At 68.7% G+C, this 17674-nt stretch carries 15 protein-coding genes; 5 read left to right on the top strand and 10 right to left on the bottom strand.

Going from position 1 to position 17674, the window contains the following annotated elements:
- Positions 1-195: 195 nt before the first annotated feature.
- Positions 196-897 carry an oxygenase MpaB family protein gene (locus ACQEVG_RS17560; RefSeq protein WP_432984188.1) on the bottom strand — a complete coding sequence of 234 codons (702 nt, stop codon included), beginning with the start codon at positions 895-897 and terminating at the stop codon, positions 196-198.
- A 536-nt stretch (positions 898-1433) separates the two neighbouring features.
- Between ACQEVG_RS17560 and ACQEVG_RS17555 the strand changes: the two genes are divergently transcribed.
- From ACQEVG_RS17555 to ACQEVG_RS17540, 4 genes are all read left to right on the top strand, one after another.
- Entirely contained in the window at positions 1434-2132 is a 699-nt protein-coding gene (locus ACQEVG_RS17555) for an NADPH-dependent F420 reductase (RefSeq protein WP_432984185.1), read from the top strand.
- 55 nt (positions 2133-2187) lie between these two features.
- Positions 2188-3783: a DUF3533 domain-containing protein gene (locus ACQEVG_RS17550; protein ID WP_432984182.1), complete on the top strand. Its 1596-nt coding sequence runs from the start codon at positions 2188-2190 to the stop codon at positions 3781-3783.
- A 208-nt stretch (positions 3784-3991) separates the two neighbouring features.
- Positions 3992-4972, top strand: coding sequence for a GNAT family N-acetyltransferase (locus ACQEVG_RS17545; protein WP_432984179.1), 981 nt, complete (start codon positions 3992-3994; stop codon positions 4970-4972).
- 200 nt (positions 4973-5172) lie between these two features.
- Positions 5173-5376 (top strand): cold-shock protein, encoded by a 204-nt coding sequence (locus tag ACQEVG_RS17540; protein WP_432984176.1) that lies wholly within the window; start codon positions 5173-5175, stop codon positions 5374-5376.
- Between the two features lie 220 nt (positions 5377-5596).
- On the opposite strand, the gene ACQEVG_RS17535 is transcribed toward ACQEVG_RS17540, so the two are convergent.
- The 7 genes from ACQEVG_RS17535 to ACQEVG_RS17505 form a co-directional block, all read right to left on the bottom strand.
- A complete protein-coding gene (locus ACQEVG_RS17535) occupies positions 5597-6670 on the bottom strand; it encodes a DUF3533 domain-containing protein (RefSeq protein WP_432984173.1) in 1074 nt (357 codons plus the stop codon).
- Positions 6671-6857: 187 nt separating this feature from the next.
- Positions 6858-7550, bottom strand: coding sequence for a TetR/AcrR family transcriptional regulator (locus tag ACQEVG_RS17530; protein ID WP_432985443.1), 693 nt, complete (start codon positions 7548-7550; stop codon positions 6858-6860).
- A 251-nt stretch (positions 7551-7801) separates the two neighbouring features.
- Complete coding sequence (locus ACQEVG_RS17525; RefSeq protein WP_432985440.1) at positions 7802-9085, bottom strand: phosphatase PAP2 family protein; 1284 nt, start codon at positions 9083-9085, stop codon at positions 7802-7804.
- 638 nt (positions 9086-9723) lie between these two features.
- Complete coding sequence (locus tag ACQEVG_RS17520) at positions 9724-10122, bottom strand: nuclear transport factor 2 family protein (protein WP_432984170.1); 399 nt, start codon at positions 10120-10122, stop codon at positions 9724-9726.
- A 76-nt stretch (positions 10123-10198) separates the two neighbouring features.
- Positions 10199-11299 carry a PP2C family protein-serine/threonine phosphatase gene (locus ACQEVG_RS17515; RefSeq protein WP_432984167.1) on the bottom strand — a complete coding sequence of 367 codons (1101 nt, stop codon included), beginning with the start codon at positions 11297-11299 and terminating at the stop codon, positions 10199-10201.
- 96 nt (positions 11300-11395) lie between these two features.
- Complete coding sequence (locus ACQEVG_RS17510; RefSeq protein ID WP_432984164.1) at positions 11396-11545, bottom strand: hypothetical protein; 150 nt, start codon at positions 11543-11545, stop codon at positions 11396-11398.
- A 188-nt stretch (positions 11546-11733) separates the two neighbouring features.
- Positions 11734-11964, bottom strand: a complete 231-nt coding sequence (locus ACQEVG_RS17505) for a hypothetical protein (RefSeq protein ID WP_432984161.1) — start codon at positions 11962-11964, stop codon at positions 11734-11736.
- A gap of 408 nt (positions 11965-12372) precedes the next feature.
- Here ACQEVG_RS17505 and ACQEVG_RS17500 point away from each other — a divergent pair, with 408 nt between their 5' ends.
- Complete coding sequence (locus ACQEVG_RS17500) at positions 12373-12798, top strand: hypothetical protein (protein ID WP_432984158.1); 426 nt, start codon at positions 12373-12375, stop codon at positions 12796-12798.
- 279 nt (positions 12799-13077) lie between these two features.
- Here the strand turns inward: ACQEVG_RS17500 and ACQEVG_RS17495 are convergent, their stop codons facing one another.
- Complete coding sequence (locus tag ACQEVG_RS17495) at positions 13078-16737, bottom strand: hypothetical protein (RefSeq protein ID WP_432984154.1); 3660 nt, start codon at positions 16735-16737, stop codon at positions 13078-13080.
- A complete protein-coding gene (locus tag ACQEVG_RS17490; RefSeq protein WP_432984151.1) occupies positions 16730-17182 on the bottom strand; it encodes a hypothetical protein in 453 nt (150 codons plus the stop codon). The genes ACQEVG_RS17495 and ACQEVG_RS17490 overlap by 8 nt, the downstream gene beginning before the upstream one ends.
- Positions 17183-17674 lie beyond the last annotated feature (492 nt).

The following is a 17674-nucleotide window of genomic DNA, read 5'->3' as shown; positions in this document are numbered from 1 at the left end:
ACGGGAAGGGGTGCGGCACTTCCCGGGCGATGCCTGTTCCGCATGCTGTTGGGGCGGGCGGGGAACGTAACGCCAGTGGTACGCCCAGGAGAAGTTCGGTGCATCCTGGGATGCCTCACCACTCCCCCGGTTCCGACCTCGCGACGGCACGGCCCGCGGTTCCATGGCCGATGGGTACTTCGAACTTCCCTCTTCTCATGGTGGAGAAGGGCGGGAAGGCGCCATGGCCCATCGGATCGTTCGGGTCAGGGCGTGTCCGGCCGGGCGTACGCAGGTTTCCTCGATACCTGGCAGGTGGGGCAGTCTGAGCGGCTTGCGGGCCCAAAGAGGGAGCGTGGATACCGCGTTCGCGGCGAGGACGACGTACGGGGCTCGGGCGATCCAGGGCAGGGGTGGGTGGCGGAGAATGAAGTGCGCGGCTTCCCTCGCTTCTTGTGTGGAGCGCAGCTCGGGTCGGTAGGCGGCCAGCCGGTCGGCCAGCTCGGCCTGGTCACGTGGAGGATCGATGACCCCGAGGGCGGCCGCTACCCGTGCCATGTCGGCGATGTACGCGTCGCAGCCGGCGGCATCCAGTGGGTGGGCGCCATAGCGCTGGTGTGCGCACAGGAAGCTGTCGACCTCGGCGACATGTACCCACCCAAGAAGGCGCGGGTCGACGGCGTGGTATCTCTCTCCGGCGGCAGTGGTCCCTTGCACCTGCTCATGCACTGCCCGAACGTGTTCCACGGCCTGCTGCGCGTCGTCCGCAGTGCCGTAGGTCGTCACGGCGAGGAAGGTGCTGGTGCGCTGGAGCCGGCCCCACGGGTCGCCGCGGTATCCGGAGTGAGCCGCCACGGCGGCCATGGCAAGCGGGTGCAGCGACTGCAGCAGCAGGGCTCTCAGCCCGCCGATGAACATAGAAGCGTCGCCGTGGACGGTACGGATGGGCCGGTCCGGACCGAACCAGCGAGGCCCCGGCCTGGCATGGATGCGGGCACGCCTCTCTGGGCCCGATGGACCCGCAACCCGGGTGAACAGATGGCTGCCCAGTCGATCCTGCAGGTCGCAGACCCTGGGTGCGAACAAGTCCACCCGACAAGTATCTGCCGGGAAACGCTGCACGTCAGTGGCAGGAATCCTCCGTGGTCATGAGTGGGAGGAGAGCTGATCGCTTCAAGAACGCGCGGGCCCTGCGCAGGACGATGATCGCCGACGAGGTGGGGGCCAGCTCCTGTCCCCGGCGTACCGGTACATCGAGCAGACCGAGGAAGGCCGGGTGAAGGTGGAGGGTGACCGGACCGGAACCGGCCCCTGGTCCCGGAGCCCGCGCACAGCCTGCAGCACTGGAGGGCCGCCCACCCCTTCCGTAGTAGCCCTCGACTCTCATCGCTCGTTGAGCTGATCGGGGCAGCGCCAGGCGGGATTTCCCCGCCGCCCAGGAAAGGACCCGCGCCATGCGTTACGCCGTTCTCGGCACCGGAATCGTCGGCAGGACCATCGCCGGCAAGCTCTCCTCCCTCGGCCACGAGGTCGTCATCGGCACCCGTGACCCTGAGGTCACTCTCGTCCGCACCGATCCCGACCCCATGGGAAATCCGCCCTTCGCCGTCTGGCATGCCGACCACGGCGACGTGCGCCTGCTCACCTTCGCCGAGGCGGCCGGCTCCGGTGACACCGTCCTCAACGCCACCGCCGGCACCGTCACCCTGGCCGCGCTCGAAGCCGCGGGAGCCGCCAACCTGACCGGCAAGGTGGTCATCGATGTTGCCAACGCGCTCGACTTCTCCCAGGGCACGCCCCCCTTGCTGAACCCGGTCAATACGGACAGCCTCGGCGAGCAGGTCCAGCGCGCCTTTCCGGATGCGAAGGTCGTCAAGACCCTCAACACCATGAACTGCTTCGTCATGGTCGACCCAGCCCGTGTCCCCGGCGAGCACACGGTCTTCGTCTGCGGCGACGACGCCGATGCCAAGGAAGCCGTTACCGAGCTGTTGACGTCTTTCGGCTGGCCGGAGTCGAGCGTCATCGACCTCGGCGACATCTCGGCCGCCCGCGGCACCGAGATGCTCCTGCCGGTGTGGCTGCGCCTGCTCGGCGTCCTCGGGCACGCCGACTTCAACTTCCATATTCAGGTCGCCCGCACCAGCACCTGACAACCGGCGCTCGGGTTTCACAGGCGAACCCGAACGTTCGTAAAGGCGGCCCGGCGTGGCGATCGCGCGGGACCGGCTGGAGCGATACGGCTCAGGGCCCAGCCGACGGGCCGGCCAGGCCCTCGACGAGCGGCTCCGGCGCGCCCACGTGGTCGGACCCGATCACCCGGCCACCACTGTCGCGCGTTCATGGAATGCCCTGCAATCTAATACCTCTAGCACTAGAGGTATGCTGTGGAGCATGCCTGTTCCTCATTGCCCTGGCACTGCCACGCCGCTCACCGCTGCGCGCTTCCTGCGGCGCCCCAGATCCTGGCTTCTGCCCAGCATCCTGCTGTCCGTCGTCATCTTCGCCCTCACGATCGTCTTCGCGGGAAGCGTCGCGAACCCACAAGCTGATCTTCATGACGCCCCCATCGGCCTTGTGTCCCTCGACCAGGGGACCGAGGCAGGCGGAACGCGCCAGAACCTCGGCACCCAGGTCGTGGAGGGGATCAAGAAGCAGAAGCAGGACCCCCAAGGAGCCGTGCAATGGAAGCAATACGACTCGCTCGCCGACGTGAGGAGTGAGATCGGCGGGAACAAGCTCTTCGCGGCGGTAGTACTGCCCAAGGACTACTCGGGCAAGATCATCTCGCTGACCGGGCAGAACCCGCAGCGTCCCGTGGTGACCGTACTGACCAACCACGGCGCAGGAAGCATGGCTTCCTCCATCGGCAACGAAATCGCCGAAACCGCGGCCCGCAACAGTTCCGCGTACGCGGGCAGCCAGGTACTTCAGCACGCCCAGCAAACGGGCGCAAAAATACCCTCCGCCAACGCCGCCCTGCTGTCCGATCCCATCACCGTCACCCAGGAGCAGGGAGTGCCCCTCGGGGACCGCACCGGGAGGGGCATGACGGCCTTCTTCTATGCCGTGCTCCTGATGATGATCGGCTTCCTCGGCGCCAATGTGATCAACGGCCTGGTCGACGCCGACCTCGGATTCAACGCCTCCGAGGTCGGGCCCGTGCGCCAAGTCAACCCACCGCAGCTCATCAGCCGGCGCGAGACGCTGCTCGCCAAGTGCCTGACCCTGTTCATCGCGTCAGTCCCGACTGCTACGGCCATCCTCGCCGCCGGCACCCTGGTACTTGATCTCGATCTGCCGCATGCCGCACTGCTGTGGGTCTTCAGCATCGCGGGAATCACCACGATCGGCATCGGCACCTTGGTCGTGCTGTCCCTGTTCGGCGCGATCGGCACCGTGGCCGCGATGGTGTTCTTCGTGGCAGGCGCCATTCCGGTCTCCAGCGGCGCGGTTCCCCTCCAAGCCATGCCGTCCTTCTGGCAGTTCCTTGGAGAGTTCGCACCGATGCGTGCCCTGGTCGACGGCGTACGGGCCATCATCTACTTCGATGCCCAGGGCTCAGCCGGCCTGACAAGAGGCGTTCTGCTGCTCGGCACAGGACTGTTGGTCAGTCTCCTTCTCGGCTTCACGGTGTCAACGCTGTACGACCGCAAGGGCCTGCACCGCATCCACCCCCACGCGATCCCCCGCATCCGGGACTTCCTCCACAACGGGCACCACCTCCACCAGCCCACCGCTGAGACGGCGGAAGCGACAACGCCCCGCAACGGAGGCCAGGCGACGTCGGGCGTGAGCGGATAGCGCCCGCCGCTTCATCGGTGGCGCCCGAAGTCGCCACGGTGCCGCGCGCCCGTCGGCTGACTGCTGCACCGGGCCGTCGAGGCGCGGTTCTCGGTGGGGAGGCGAGTAACTGGCCCGGTCCTCGGTCGTCCAGTATCGGCGGACCTTCGCTTCGCCGCCGGCGCGCCCCCGTGATGGGATGAAACGGGGGACCGGGAAGGAGAGAGCGATGACCCCACTCGCAGGGAAGCGCAAGAGCGGCATGGGTCCCGTGTCAGTCCGCCCGCTGGGTGAGGCCGACCTGGATCAGGCCGACGAAATCTTCAGGGTCGCCTTCGGGACGTTCCTCGGAGCCCCCGAGCCGAGGACATTCTTCGGGACCGCCGACTACGTCCGCACCCGCTGGGCGGCCGATCCACAGGCGGCCTTCGCAGCGACGATCGAGGGCGAAGTCGTCGGATCGAACTTCGCCGCAAACTGGGGCAGCGTCGGATACTTCGGCCCGCTGACCGTACGTCCGGACCTGTGGGACCAGGGCATCGGCAGGCGCCTCATGGAACCGGTCATGGACTGCTTCGGCACCTGGGAGAACCGCCACCTCGGCCTGTTCACCTTCTCGCACAGCCCCAAGCACCTTGAGCTCTACCGTCGGTACGGTTTCTGGCCCCGATTCCTCACAGCCATCATGAAGAAGGAGGTCTCAGAGAGTGCCGCGGTCCCCGGCCGCGTGCTGTACGGCGAGCTGCCCGCCGCCGAGCGGCCCAACGCCCTGAACCTCTGTCGCGCACTGACCGAGGCCGTGTACGAGGGCCTGAACCTGGAACGCGAGATCGTGGCCACGCAGGCGCAGGAACTCGGCGACACCGTCCTGCTCCAGGGCGCCGGCTCCGAGCTCGACGGTCTGGCCGTCTGCCACTGCGGAACCGGATCGGAAGCCGGCGAGGACGTGTGCTTCGTCAAATTCGGTGCGGTACGCCCTGGCCCGGAGGCCGCCGACCGGTTCGAACGACTGCTCAACGCGTGCGAGCGACTGGCCGCCGAGCGCGGACTGGGGCAACTGGACGCCGGAATGAACCTGGGCCGCCCGGATGCCTACCGGCGAATGGTCGACCGCGGGTTCCGTACCTGGTTGCAGGGCGTGACGATGCACAGGCCCAACGAACCTGGCTACAGCCACCCCGACGCCTACGTGATCGACGACTGGCGCTGAGACCCGCCCCTCGGCCCGCGAGCTCGCGGCTGCGCTGTACGCCCCCCCGGAGAGACCCCGGTGAGGACCGGGATTCTGAGGCGGATAGGTGAGCTCGTTGGCAGATGCGTGGCGTGGAGCGTTGTCACCCGAGTCGGAGACGCAAAATGGGCTGCGCTCGGTGTCGACGAGGCATCTGGCATGAACAAGGGATTGGTTCGATGGCAACTGGCACTGTGAAGTGGTTCAACGCCGACAAGGGCTTCGGCTTCATTCAGCAGGACGATGGCGGGCCGGACGTGTTCGTCCACTTCTCCGCGATTCAGAGCACCGGCTTCAAGGAGCTGCTGGAGGGTGACAAGGTCGAGTACGAAGTCACCCAGGGGCCCAAGGGGCTGCAGGCGGAGCAGGTTTACCGCCAGTAGGTGCCGGAGCTATCCAGCGACCGCCGACAGGCAGCGTGGCGGCCTGACCAGCAGCATCGCTACGGCATAGCCGGTCCGGGCCGCCCGGCCGCTGCCTCAAGGACCTGCCCCCGAACGCGGCTGTGGGTCACCGCCGACGCCCTGCTCGTCCGTGGCCCGGCCTGGCGCGCCCAGTCGCGGTAGCGCCGGACGGCCCGTCAGGGCGCCCGGCGCCGCTCTGTCAGACGGCGACGTCGGTCTGCCGGGCGCGCCGGATGTGGAGCGCGGACGCGACGACGGCGAGCAGTGCGCCGAGGGCGGCGTACAGCCCGAGGACCCACAACGGCTGGGTGAGGGCGTGGCCGGAGAAGTAGATCGTGTTGCGCACCGCCGTAGTGCCGGCCCCCGGCGGCAGCCAGTCGCCGATCGCCCGCCAGAACGGCGGCAGGAGCGCGGCAGGGTAGGCGCCGCCCGCGCTGGGGTTGCCGAGGACGACGAACAGGACGATGGTCACGCCGATGCCAAGGATGCCCCACAGCACCTGGAAGGCGACGGTGGTCGCGGCCGCTGCGAAGACGACGAGCGAACCGAGCGCCCACAGCGCGGCGAAGTGACCGGTCAGCGCGCCCAGTACCGGATCGGCGATGATCGCGCCACCCAGGCCGGAGAGGACGGCGTACACGGCGAGGGTGCCCAGGCGGATGAGGGTGCGGTGCAGGTTCGCGGGGCGAGCGCCGCCGGCCATGCCGAGGATGGCGGCGGCCAGGTAGCCGCCGACGATCCAGCCCAGCACCAGGTAGAAGGACGACATGCCCCGGCCGTCGCTGGCGTCCGGCGGCCGGATGTCGCTCACCGTGATATGCCTCTTCTGGGCCTGTTCGACGCTCTGGGCGATCTGGGCGGCGGTGGAGGAGACCGCGGGGCCGCCCGCGGAGGCGACGAGCAGGGTGTCGGTGGTGCCCTTGGGGTTGACGATGACGGCCGCGTCGACGGTGCGGTCGAGGATCTGGGCGCGGGCCTGCTCTTCGCTGCCGACCGTGTGGGCCTCGACGGTATCGCCCTTCATGGTGTTGAGCTGGTCGACGACCCGGTCGGCCGCCTGGGCGGGCGCGACGACCGCGACCGGTATGCGGTGGGGAGTCGGTGCGTGGAAAGCGCCGATGTAGGAGAGGACGAACCCCAGTTGGAGGGCGAGCACCCCGACGACGAGCAGCACTCCGCGCATGCTGACGGCGTCGCGCAGCTCGGCCGTGAATCCGTGGGGCTTGGCGGCTCGCGGCGTTTCGGAAGCGGCGGCGGGAGGTCCGGAGGTCATCCTGTGGTGTCCTTAGGGGTTCGGTGTTCTGGGGCTCGGTCGTTCGGTGTCCGGCGCTCGTGGCCGGTGCCGGGTGTTCGGGCAACGGATGCGGGAACGGGGCGGCGGGATCTCCGCCCGACCGCCGGCATCGCCTTGGGGTCGTCCGCCGCAAGCGGTGCGGTGTCTCGCGCTTGGGGGCGTTCGCTCACCCCGCCGCGTCGTCGGGTGCGGGTCTCGCGGGAGCCCTGCCGGCCGTGAGCAGCCCGGTCAGCAACCGCCTGAGCCACGCGCGGGCGCCTTCCAGGTCCTCGTCGAGGAGCAGTTGCGCCGTGACGCCTTCATACGCCGTCATCACCGCTCTCGCGGCCCCGTCCGCGTCGCCGAGGACCGGCGGCAGGACCCCTTCCGCGGCCGGCCGGGCCAGCTGGTCCGCGATGGTCTGCCGAATGCGCGCCCGGTGCTGCGAGAGTGTCTGCGCCACAATCGGGTCCCTGGCCGCGTGGCTCAGGAAATCGGTCTTGACCAGCAGCCAGTCGCGGTCCAGCGGCAGCGCCTCGGTTACGCGGTCCACCGCGGCGGACACGTCGAGGCCGACGTCGACGGACAGCGCCTCGGCGACCTGATCGGCGATCAGGTCGGCGCGCTGCTGATAGAGGGCGAAGAACAGCCCCTCCAGGCTGTCGAAGTTCGAGTAGAAGGCACCCCTGCTGTAGCCGGCGGCCTCACACACCTCTTCGATCGACACCCCGCGGAATCCCTTGGCCGCGAACACCTTGAAGGCGGCGTCCAGCAGGTTCGCCCGGGTCCGGACGCGGCGCTTGGTCACGCGCCCGGTCGTTCCGACCGGGGCCGCTCCCGCACCCCGGCGCCGCCGTGCGGCCGTCCCCTCGGCGTCCATGGTCACGCCCCATTCCTCGTTCAATACACGAGTGCATCCGATACATCAATGTATCAAACGTAGCGCGGGCCCCCGACCGAGCCACCGCTCGCGCAACGACTCGCCCAGGTCGGCACGCTGGACGCGTTCGCCGCCAACCGCAGGATCTGCAACCGCACCTGACGGAGTTTCACCGGGACTCGCGCGGCGCCAGCGACCACACTGCCGGCCCCACCCGGGAGGCGCTCAGCCCACGACCCGCTGCAACATACTCAAACCAGTTCGGGCTGCGTTTCGCGTCGCGGTTCCGGCACATGCGCCGACGCGGCTTTCCGTTCCCACAGCTTGGTGGTCCGTACGTAGCCGTAGACCACTGAGGTCATCGCCAGAATGAGCAACGGCCCGAACACCCACGGATGTTCGGCCATCTCCATCGACAGATAGCGATACGACGCCAAGAGCGCAACGAAGACCGCGGCGCCGTGGACGACCAGTTGGATTCCCGGCCGGTCCCAGCCGCGGTCGAGCGAGCGCAGCGCCATCTCGATCGTGAGCGTGAACACCACACCGGCGACGATGTCCGCGCCGTAGTGGTAGCCGAAGCCCAGCGTTGCGCCGAGCGTGGCGATCAGCCAGAACGCGCCTGCGAATCGCAGAGCCCACGGGCCCTTGAGGGAATGAATGAAGATCGCGGTAGCCCACGCCGTGTGCAGACTGGGCATGCAATTGCGCGGGGTGATCTCGTCGAACGGCATCGGGTGCGGGGTACTGACCGGCGGCGGCGTGTCCGGCCACAGGTTGGCCACCGCCCACTGCCCCCCGTCGGCACCGTAGGCGAAGATCGGTCCGACCACCGGGAAGATCATGTAGATGCCCGGCCCGAGCAGGCCGATGACCAGGAAGGTGCGCACCAGATGATGGCCCGGGAAGCGGCGCTCGACCGCCACGTTGCGCAGCTGGTACAGCGCGACGACGACCGCGCCCACCGCGAGCTGAACGTAGACCCAGTCGAGAACGTGGGCGCCGACCGTGCCGGTGGCCGCGACAATCCGGCCTACCACCCACGACGGGTTGCCCAACGCGTGATCGGCGGTTGCCACGTACTGGTCGAGCACCGCCGGGCGGGTCTTCGACGTGATCAGCAGCCAGGTGTAGCCGGTCTTGCGGCCGGCCACCAGCAGCAGGGCCAGTCCGACGCCTTTCAGCAGCAGGACGCGATCCCGGCCGGTGCGACGCGTGACGGCGATGACGGCACAGGCCAAGGTCACCCACAACGCGCCGTTGCCGAACCTCATCTCGGCGTCGACAGCCCACCGCACGAACCAGAAGACGACGTCGATGCCCATCGCGGCGCCGACCGCGATGAACCGCTGCCGCCAGGTGAGCACCACCATCGTCAACGCCATACTGACGTACAGCACCGTCCCCGATTTGGGGGCGAATATCACCTCTCGCGCCTGCTCGGTGATCGGCCCCGGCTCGCCGTACCGACGCGCGGCGATCTCCAGTGCAATGAGGAAGCCGAGGCCCACCACACTCACCGCGACCCACAGCATGACGCGTGGTTGACGCCATGCAGCCAACCGAAGGCTGCCGTCTATTCGCGAAAGCCCTCGCGTTACCTTAGATATCAATTTTTCAGCCGACTTGTCGTATTTCAGCGTGATCATTGCGAGCTCGAACATGCTAGCGGAGCCGGTGGGTTCCGCTGATCACGGGTGCGTCGAATACAGCGATCGGTTCCCCTTTGCCCGCGGCCACGGCGGACATGAAAGCCGCGCGGCCTCGGATTGGGGCGGCTCGGTGGACAGGAGTGCGCGTGCCGGGGCGGGGCTTGACGGCGACAGTGGCGACGTAGAGGGCAGCGCGAGCGACGCCGACAGGAGACAGTCGCCAACGAGAGTGCTCAGACTGGCCCACTGCGGGGTTCTGGCCACGCTGGTCAACTACCGCGCTCAGACTGTGTGTGCGTTCCCACCGTTGGCAGGAGGGTTCGAATGTCCACGATGCGCGAGCCGTCGCCCGTGCAGTGGCTGTAGCACGCGTCGCTGCCAGTGTCGTATGACCCGCAGGGGCCGGCCACCGCGGTCTCCGTGCTCGACGATCCACTCCGTGCTGCAGCGCAGGATTCTCTATGGAGCGAGGGGCTGGTCCCGCCGCCGGAACGCACTGCCATGCCGCACATCGGGCACCTTCACTCGGTCACGGTGTCGCCATGACGGTGGACCACCCTCCACTCGCCGTCCTCTCGGCGGTACACCTGAGTGGCCCGCAACGTGTAGGTGCGCGGCTGCCCGTCGACGGAGGCGGAGGTGTGCTCGAGGCCGGCCGTATAGGCCATGTCGCCCAGAACGTCATACGCCTGCAGTTCGAACCCGTACGACGTGCAGTCGGAGAAGCTCTTGCCGAGGGCGGCAAAGAGCTTGTCGAGCTCCTGCTGGCCGTTGGCGTTGCGCCACGCCCCCAGGACGCTAACGGGCTCATTGCGTGACCAGAGCGCCCGGCGGGGGGCCGCGTTGCCGTTGTGCAGCGCAAGCTCCGCCTCGTACAGGGCGGTCCTGACCCACGCCAGGAAGTCGTCGCGGTCGCTCATGCCTTCATCATGCACCCGTCGATCGAGCGCTGAGCGCAGCACCGCGGCCGCCGGCGAAACCGCCGCCGTTGCCTGATCAGGCAGCGCGGGGAGAGCGGCGCCGAGTGACCACCAGGATGGCCATATCGTCCTCGCGTTCGCCCTCGGTCCAGCGGCCGACGTCTTTGGTGAGGGCATCCACCAGTGCATCGGGGTCTCTGAACCGCCTGCGCATGCGCCCTGAGGAGACCGGATCATAGAAAGTCCCCCGCCTGTCCCGCGCCTCGGTGACACCGTCAGTCACCAGCAGCAGCGAGGCGCCCGGGGGCAGCCGCACCACATCGACAGGCACGGAGCCAGCCGGAGTGATATCGCCCAGCCCCACCCCGAGGGGCAGCTGTGGGACGGTCGGGTCGAGCCGTACGAACCGGCCGTCGTGAACGAGGTACGGGGGCGGATGCCCGCGGTTCACCAGGCTCAGCACCTCCCCGTCGGCGGAGACCTCGGCCAGCACAGCGGTGGTGAAGCCCTCCGTGGAGATCACCGGGCCGCTCCGGGCCGCTGCCCTGGCCAGCGCCTCGTCCATCCGCTGTCCCAGCGTGACCAACGTGGGAGAGTATTCGGCCTCCTGACGGAACGCCCCGATCGCGACCGACACGGCGGCGACAGCCGCAATACCCTTGCCCCGCACATCCCCGATGATCATCCGTACCCCGAACGGCGTCTCCTGCACCGCGAAGAGATCACCGCCGATCCGCGCCTCGGCCTGCGCCGCCGTGTACCCCGCAGCCACGGCCAGCGGCCCGACCTCCCTCGGTGGGTCCGGTAGCACCGCTCGCTGGACTGCCTCCGCGACATCCCTGGCCAGCGCCAGATCGCGCCCTTGCCGCACAATGAGCCGGTTGACCGCGAGAGCCAGCACGCCGATCAAGCCGACCACGGCAAGATCGACAAGCAAGGGCGTCGCCGGACGTCCGCGTTCGATATCCACCGCCACCGAGACCACGCAGGTGACACACACGACGGCGAGCGCGGAGCGGAAGGAGAGCGTGGCGCCCGCGACGAGCGGTGCGGCGGCCAGCAGCGGCAGTCCCGTGTACGGCTGGGGCGCGAAAAGGTCCAGCAGGACGCCAGCCAGGAGGGCCAGCGTCGCGAGCATCCACGGCACCTTCGCCAGCGTGGGTTGCAGGACTTTCACACTGCATCTCCTGCTGCCGGGCCACGCTCACGACCCGGAAGGAACGGAGCGCCGCACGGATTGCCTTACCGCCCAATGTGTGTGCTTCCAATGGCTTCACATATACGCCTTGTGGGCCAGATGTGCCAGGCGCTCCCGCCTGCGCGCCGGGCCTGCACCCCAGTACCCCCAGCTCAGAGCGTCAAACGGGAAGGTCTTCCGCAGCCCGGCGCGCAGGCGGGTGTCGTGCAGGAGCGTGTGGTGCATGAGCGTGTGGTGCGGCGAGCAGCCCGCACAGCATCACATCGCGGACTGCCGCCGGCCGACTGCGAAGTTCCCGAGACTCCGCCGTGCGGACCCCCCGCTGCTGCCACCGGTTGAGCCGTCCCAGCGGCCGGGCGGTGTCACGCGAGCGGCAGGATGGCGACCTACCGCGAGGAGGAGCGTCGTGCGGTTCACAACGTGTGGTCGGCTGCCTCCCGGTCCTGTTGACCGGCGAGCTGGCCTTGCACAAACGCGTCACTCGCGGGGTCGTAGGGCCCGTCGTGGTCCGCCAGTGTTTCCACGATGCGCTGCCATTCCTCTGCCTCGATTTCCCTTTGCTCACGCTGCTCGTCTGCTGCGCGGTTCTCCTTCAAAGAGTGCTGTGCGGCTCTGAGTGCGGCTTTGGCCTCGTGGTGTTTCATCCCAGTGGCCCGTTCACGAACGGAAGACCACACGGCTCTGGTCGTGGGGAGGGGCTCGTCTACCTCTGATGTGCCCCGGTCGGCGATGACACGGGAGCGAGAAGGATTGGTCATGTTGTTCCCAGAGTTGTCGAGTTGCGGAGTGCGGGCCTGTCCTGTGACCGGCGAAGGGGTACGTAGTGGCTGTTGTCCGCTGACTCGGGCGGCTATTCCTGTGGTCCCCGCCGTGCATGTCTTCGCGCGTATCAAGTGGGACGATCCTGCGCGGCCGACGCGGCGAATGAGTTCCACGCGTGCTCGGACGTCCCCTTCTGATTGGCGGGTGCCCGCTCAGGTAGGGTCCGCGTGCGACGTGGCCGCTCCGGCCGGACGTACGCCGAGGCTGATATCTCAACTACGGGGACTTTAATGGATTTTGTCTTCCATGTACTCTTTCCGCTGATCATCGTCATGCTGATCTGGGCCGGGTACGCCCTCATACGCAGAACCCAGGAGCGGCGCGCTGCCTGGGAGAGCGGGCTGACCGCTCGGGCGCGTGTCGTGCGCGCCTACGTCAGGGTCCAGATGGTCAACAACGTGACCCGGCGCATCCAGTACCACGAGTACGACTTCACCACGGCGGACGGGCGGACGGTCCGGTTCGACGAGGCCGGCGGGCCGGCGAGCAGGGGCGTGGGCGATGAGACCCTCGTGTACTACACGCGTGAGCAGCCCGACAAGGCAACGGCGTCGGAGCCCGTGCCCGGCAAGGACGCTGCGGGGACGGTCCTCGGGGTCGGCATTCTCGGTGTGGGTGTCATCATCCTCGTCAACGTGATGATCAAGTACGGGTGAAGAAGCGGACGTTGAGCGCGGCACCGGTGTCACAGACGTGGACGTCCTGCGCCGGCTGAGACAACTTCTCGACGACTACGCGACCAGCTTGGCCGCCCCGGTCGATCACCTTGCCAGCCCGTTACCGACTCAGAGATCAGCCCAGCAGTTCACGTTCCGGGCGCGCCTGGTCCGGCCTGCCGCCGGGCTCACCGGTCTGTGCGTCGCTGTCGAGGACGAGGAAGAACCCGCCCCGCTCCCCACGCGCCGCTGCGACGCGGCACGGCCGGCACGTCACGGTCAGCACAGAGATGGCAGTTCAACCCCTGGCGCGTAGTGTTGCCATTCCGCAGAGGTCAGCCGACGCGATGCGAAGGCGCATGCGCGCTGCTCCCAGGCGCGCGGAGCGAGAGGCCACCGGACCACCACAGGACCGTTTGCGGCCATCAGCTCCAGCCCATCGGGCGCCGCGGACAACGCCGGAACGAAAGCGTCGGCAAAGCGCAATGGGCGACCAATCTGCGCTCGGTCGCGTACGCTCCACAGCCGCACCGTCCCGTCCTGGCCGCTTGAGGCGAGAAGTCGGCCCTGATCGGCCCAGACGAGTGCCTGAACCATGTCCGAGTGCCCCGAGAAGGTGGCGATCGATATGCCGGACGGCACCTCCCACAGCCTGATGTCGCTGTCATCGCTGCCGGACGCGAGCGTCCGCCCATCGGGAGCGAACGCAAGGGAGTTCACCTGCAGAGCGTGTCCACGCAGCACCTGCTGCGGGCCGGTGGTGGACCGACCCGGCCGCCACAGCTCGACTGCGGCCGCGCGCCCCTGCCCCGTTCCGACTGCGAGCAGCCCGCGCGGGCCGAGCGCAATCGAGGTCACAGGGACCCCTGCTGCCGAGAAGTCGAGCACCCTGCCGTCGGGGGACCGCATCACTATCTTCCCTGCGGACCACGCGGCGGCAACGGCCCCGTCGGCGGCCGCCACGCCGACCAGCGGTCCCCGTCCGGTGACCACCATGGCACTGCGGCGCTTGCTCGGTATCAGGCCACGCACCACGCCGTCCCGGCCCGCGATGACCAGGGCGTCGGGACCCGTCCAGGCAAGGCCGTCGATCGCGGTGCCCAGACGTGCGACGACGGCCACTGGCCGGCCCGGCCGCACGAGCCGGACGGTGCCTGCCCCGTCCGCCACGGCCAGCTCGCCGTGGGGGCCGTGAGCCACGGCCGTGACGGCGCTCTTCATCTCGACCACCGGACTGCTGGCCGGCGACCGGCGGCCTGCCAGATCCCAAGCGGCGAGCCTGCCGTCCCGGTCCAACCCCACCAGGCTGCGTCCATCGGTGGCAAGCCCGACCACAGCGGTCCCCAATCCCGAACGCGGCGTGCCCTGAGGAGAGATACCCGCACGCACCGACCAGGTGGTCACCCGTCCATCGTTGCCTCCGACATACACCGCAGCCGACCGCGGGTCGATGACGACCGCGCCGGAGTCGGGTACCTGTGCGCTCATGGGCGGCAAAGACCGCTTGCCTTCCTGCCAAACGGTCAGCCGGCTCCCGTCGGCCGCGGCCAGGGTGCCGTCGCCGCTCACGGCGACCCGGCCACCAATCGGCCCCGGGCCGGAAAGCTCGGTGGCTTTGGGAGGGCCGGCGTCCCGCTTCGCCGTGGACAGCATGAGCAGCCGTCCGTTCGCCGTCGAAGCGAACGCCAGATGCCGCTTGTGGTCAACCGCGAGTGAGATGAAGCTGTCCTTCACGCGCAGCGTCGGCAGCCGGACCAGCTGCGGGCGCAGAGCCCATCGCTCAAGCGCTCCGTCAACGGTGGCGGCCACCACGATGCCGGTCTCGGGGTCCATGCCCACGGCCCGTACCTCCGAGGCCTGCGACACCCCCAGCTCGGCGAGCGGATATGAGCGTCCGGGGTGTTGTACCAGGACGGTCCCGGTTGCGTCGCCGGAGATGATGTCGCCCGATCCGGTCACCGCGACCGCGGCCACCGCGTCACGGTGCGCCGACAAGCGGGGACCCGTGTCACCGCCGGAGGCGGGGTCGATCATGCGCACGGTGCCGTCGGCGCTCCCGACCACCGCACGGCCCTGCTGGGTCAGGGCCGCTGCGAGCACGTTGAGGTGCGCCCCGGGCGGAATGGAGACCGCGTACGGCCCGACCGTTCCCGACAGAACATCGACGAGTGCGCTGCGAGTGGTCTGGTTGTCACGGGTACGGACCGCGGCCAGGGCGAGCAGGGCCGCGGTGTCGCGCCGGTCCCCGGCGGTGGCGCGGGCCTGAGCGGCGAGTTGCAAGGCGTCCGCGCCTGTTTTCGCGTGCTGCGTCGACATCTGCTGCAACACCAGGGCGCCGGCAACGACGATCGTCAGGACGAGCGCCCATGGAAGGGTCATCAGCAACCGGGCTCTGCGACGTTGCTGGTCGGCGCCCCGCCGGGACGCGTCGACGTACGCCCGCTCTCGCTCTGTCAAGGCCCAGCCCGTCCGCGACAGTGAGGCATCGACCGTGGCCAGCCTTCCGGCCGGCAGCAGATACTCCGGGTCGCGGGTGTGGGCGAGCCACTCGGTCGTCTGCCCGTGGAGCGCGTCCTGCAGGCGCTTGGCCTCCACGTCCGCCTCCAGCCACCGGCGCAGCCGCGTCCAGGCGTGCAGTAACGCCTCATGCCCGATCTCCACTGTGGGCGTGCGCGTGGCCTCATCGAAGTCGACGGTGAGGAAACGGGCTTCTGCGAAGGCCTGGACCACCCGCACGACGGCTGTCTCTCCGTCAGCCTCGGTCACCAGGTCGTGGGCCAGCATCCGCCGCCTGGTGGGCCGTTCGCCGGGCCCCAGGTGGGCGAGCCGGGTGAGCACACGCCTGGCGGTGTCTCGGTGGTGTCCGACGAGACGTTCCCAGACGTCCTGAGCGGCAGCGTCTACTGCGGCTGCCATCCCTCCGGCGCTTTCGTAGGCGGCCAGCGTGAGCCGGTTCCCCGTGCGGGCGTTCCATGTCCGCTCCAGTGAGTAGGCCACCAGCGGCAGACTGCCCGCTCCCGATGCTGCGTCATCGATGATCCGGTCGATGAGCTCGGGTTCCACATGCAGGCCCACCTGCTTGGCCGGGCGCTCCACCGCCTCTCGAAGACCCGCTGTCCCAAGGGGCGAAAGCCAGTATTGGAACTCGGCCACCACACGGGCGAGCCGATCGTCGATTTGCAGAAGGTGGTAGAAATCCGAGCGCAGTGCGAGCAGGACCCGGACCGTCTCGGGGCTGTGTTCCGCGACAGACAGCAAGGCCTGTACGAAGCGCTCGCGGTCTTCCGAGGGAAGCTCGGGATCCAGCGCCTCCTCGAACTGGTCGATGATCCACAGTACGGGAGCGCCAGTGTGCTCGGCGATCCGGGCCGACAGGCGCCCGAACAGAGCCGGGTCACGGCGCAGAGCCTTGACCGTGCCGGGTATGTCCGGCTCTCCCAGCCTGCCGGCGGTGAGCGCGGCGAGTTGCGCCAAGGGTTGTGGCAGCGGCTGCGCCCGGCCAATGGTCCACCGCCCGCTCCCGGGCAGGGCGCCCTCCCGAAGCCCTGCCCACACGCCGGCGTTCACCAGGGAGGACTTGCCACTTCCCGACGCGCCGACCACCGCGCAGATCTGCGCGCCCGCCACCAGATCCAGGACCGCGGCGGTATCGGCTGCACGACCGTGGAAGTGCTCCCCCTGCCCTTCGCTGAAAGCCCTGAATCCGGGGTACGGGCACCGCGCGGTGCCACTGGGGTCGGTGGTGGACTGCTGTTCCGCCGCGATTACCGTCAGTTGATCGATGCGTTCGATGCGTAGATACGCATCCCGTCCCGCGCCCGCAAGGCCACCTGTGACGGTGACGCTTCCTCCGATCGCGACTGCTCCCGCATTGGTGATGGAGACCGAGGGGTCCGACGAAGCTGATCCCTCCGCCTGATGGGGTTCCTCCTCAGCCATTGGCCACGGCTTCAACCGGGTATGCGCGGTTGAGGAGGGTGCTTCCACCGCTGGCGGGCGACGCGATGTTCTGAGACATCAGCGTGGCGGTCAGGTTGCAGAAGGCGCCCGGCCCGGGGGGCCGCAAGGCTGTCACGGTGATCTCCACGCGTGTCTCACCATGCAAGGTCATCGACTCCGGGGTGGCGGTACAGAACGTGGGGTCGCCGCTGTCGGTGGTGGTACTCATCCGGAAGATGACGTCATCCACCGGATCTTGGCTGATCACACGTACCTTGACCACGACGGGATCGGAGGGACGCAGCGTCTGTATCTCATCCGCCCAGGCAAGCGAGACCTCTTGGGAGAGGACATCGAACCATCCGGAGACCTGCGGGGCAGCGGCCCAAGCGGAGTCTCCGGGTTGCGACGCGAGGATCAGACACCTGGAGTTGGTCGCGTCCACTGAGATGTACGTCCTGCCGTTCTCCGAGGACAGATGGCATCGCCACGACGACTCTCCCAGCGCGTAGCGAACTCGCAGGCCTGAGGTGGCACATGCGCGCAGCTCGAGCTTTCTGTGCGGCCAGCGGTGGTTGGTCCCTGGTGGCGGGAAGATCACCCTCTGCGCCAACTTCCCGTCCACGCGAGCCGTTCCCACCCGGACACCGCAACGCTTCGCGGAACCCTTGTGGCCTGCCGAGCTCCCGTCGCTGCCCGGCGCCGTTGAATGCGCCGAGCTCTCGTCGCCGCCCGGCACCGTGGAATGTGCCGAGCGCGACTCGCGGGGCGCGGTATGTCCCGAATCGGTCGGGCTACGGCCACCCGAAGACGTAGGCCAGGGCTGCAGCGGATCGTGGGTGTGGCCTGTCCCGTCTGTCGCCGTACTGGGCGATCCATGCGGCGCGGGCGGGGACTTCTCCGGGTCGGCTCCGCAACCAGCGAGCGCCAGTATCAC

The sequence above is a fragment of the Streptomyces sp. CA-135486 genome (assembly GCF_050936555.1).
GTDB lineage: Bacteria > Actinomycetota > Actinomycetes > Streptomycetales > Streptomycetaceae > Streptomyces.
This window is presented reverse-complemented; position numbering and strand designations above follow the sequence as displayed.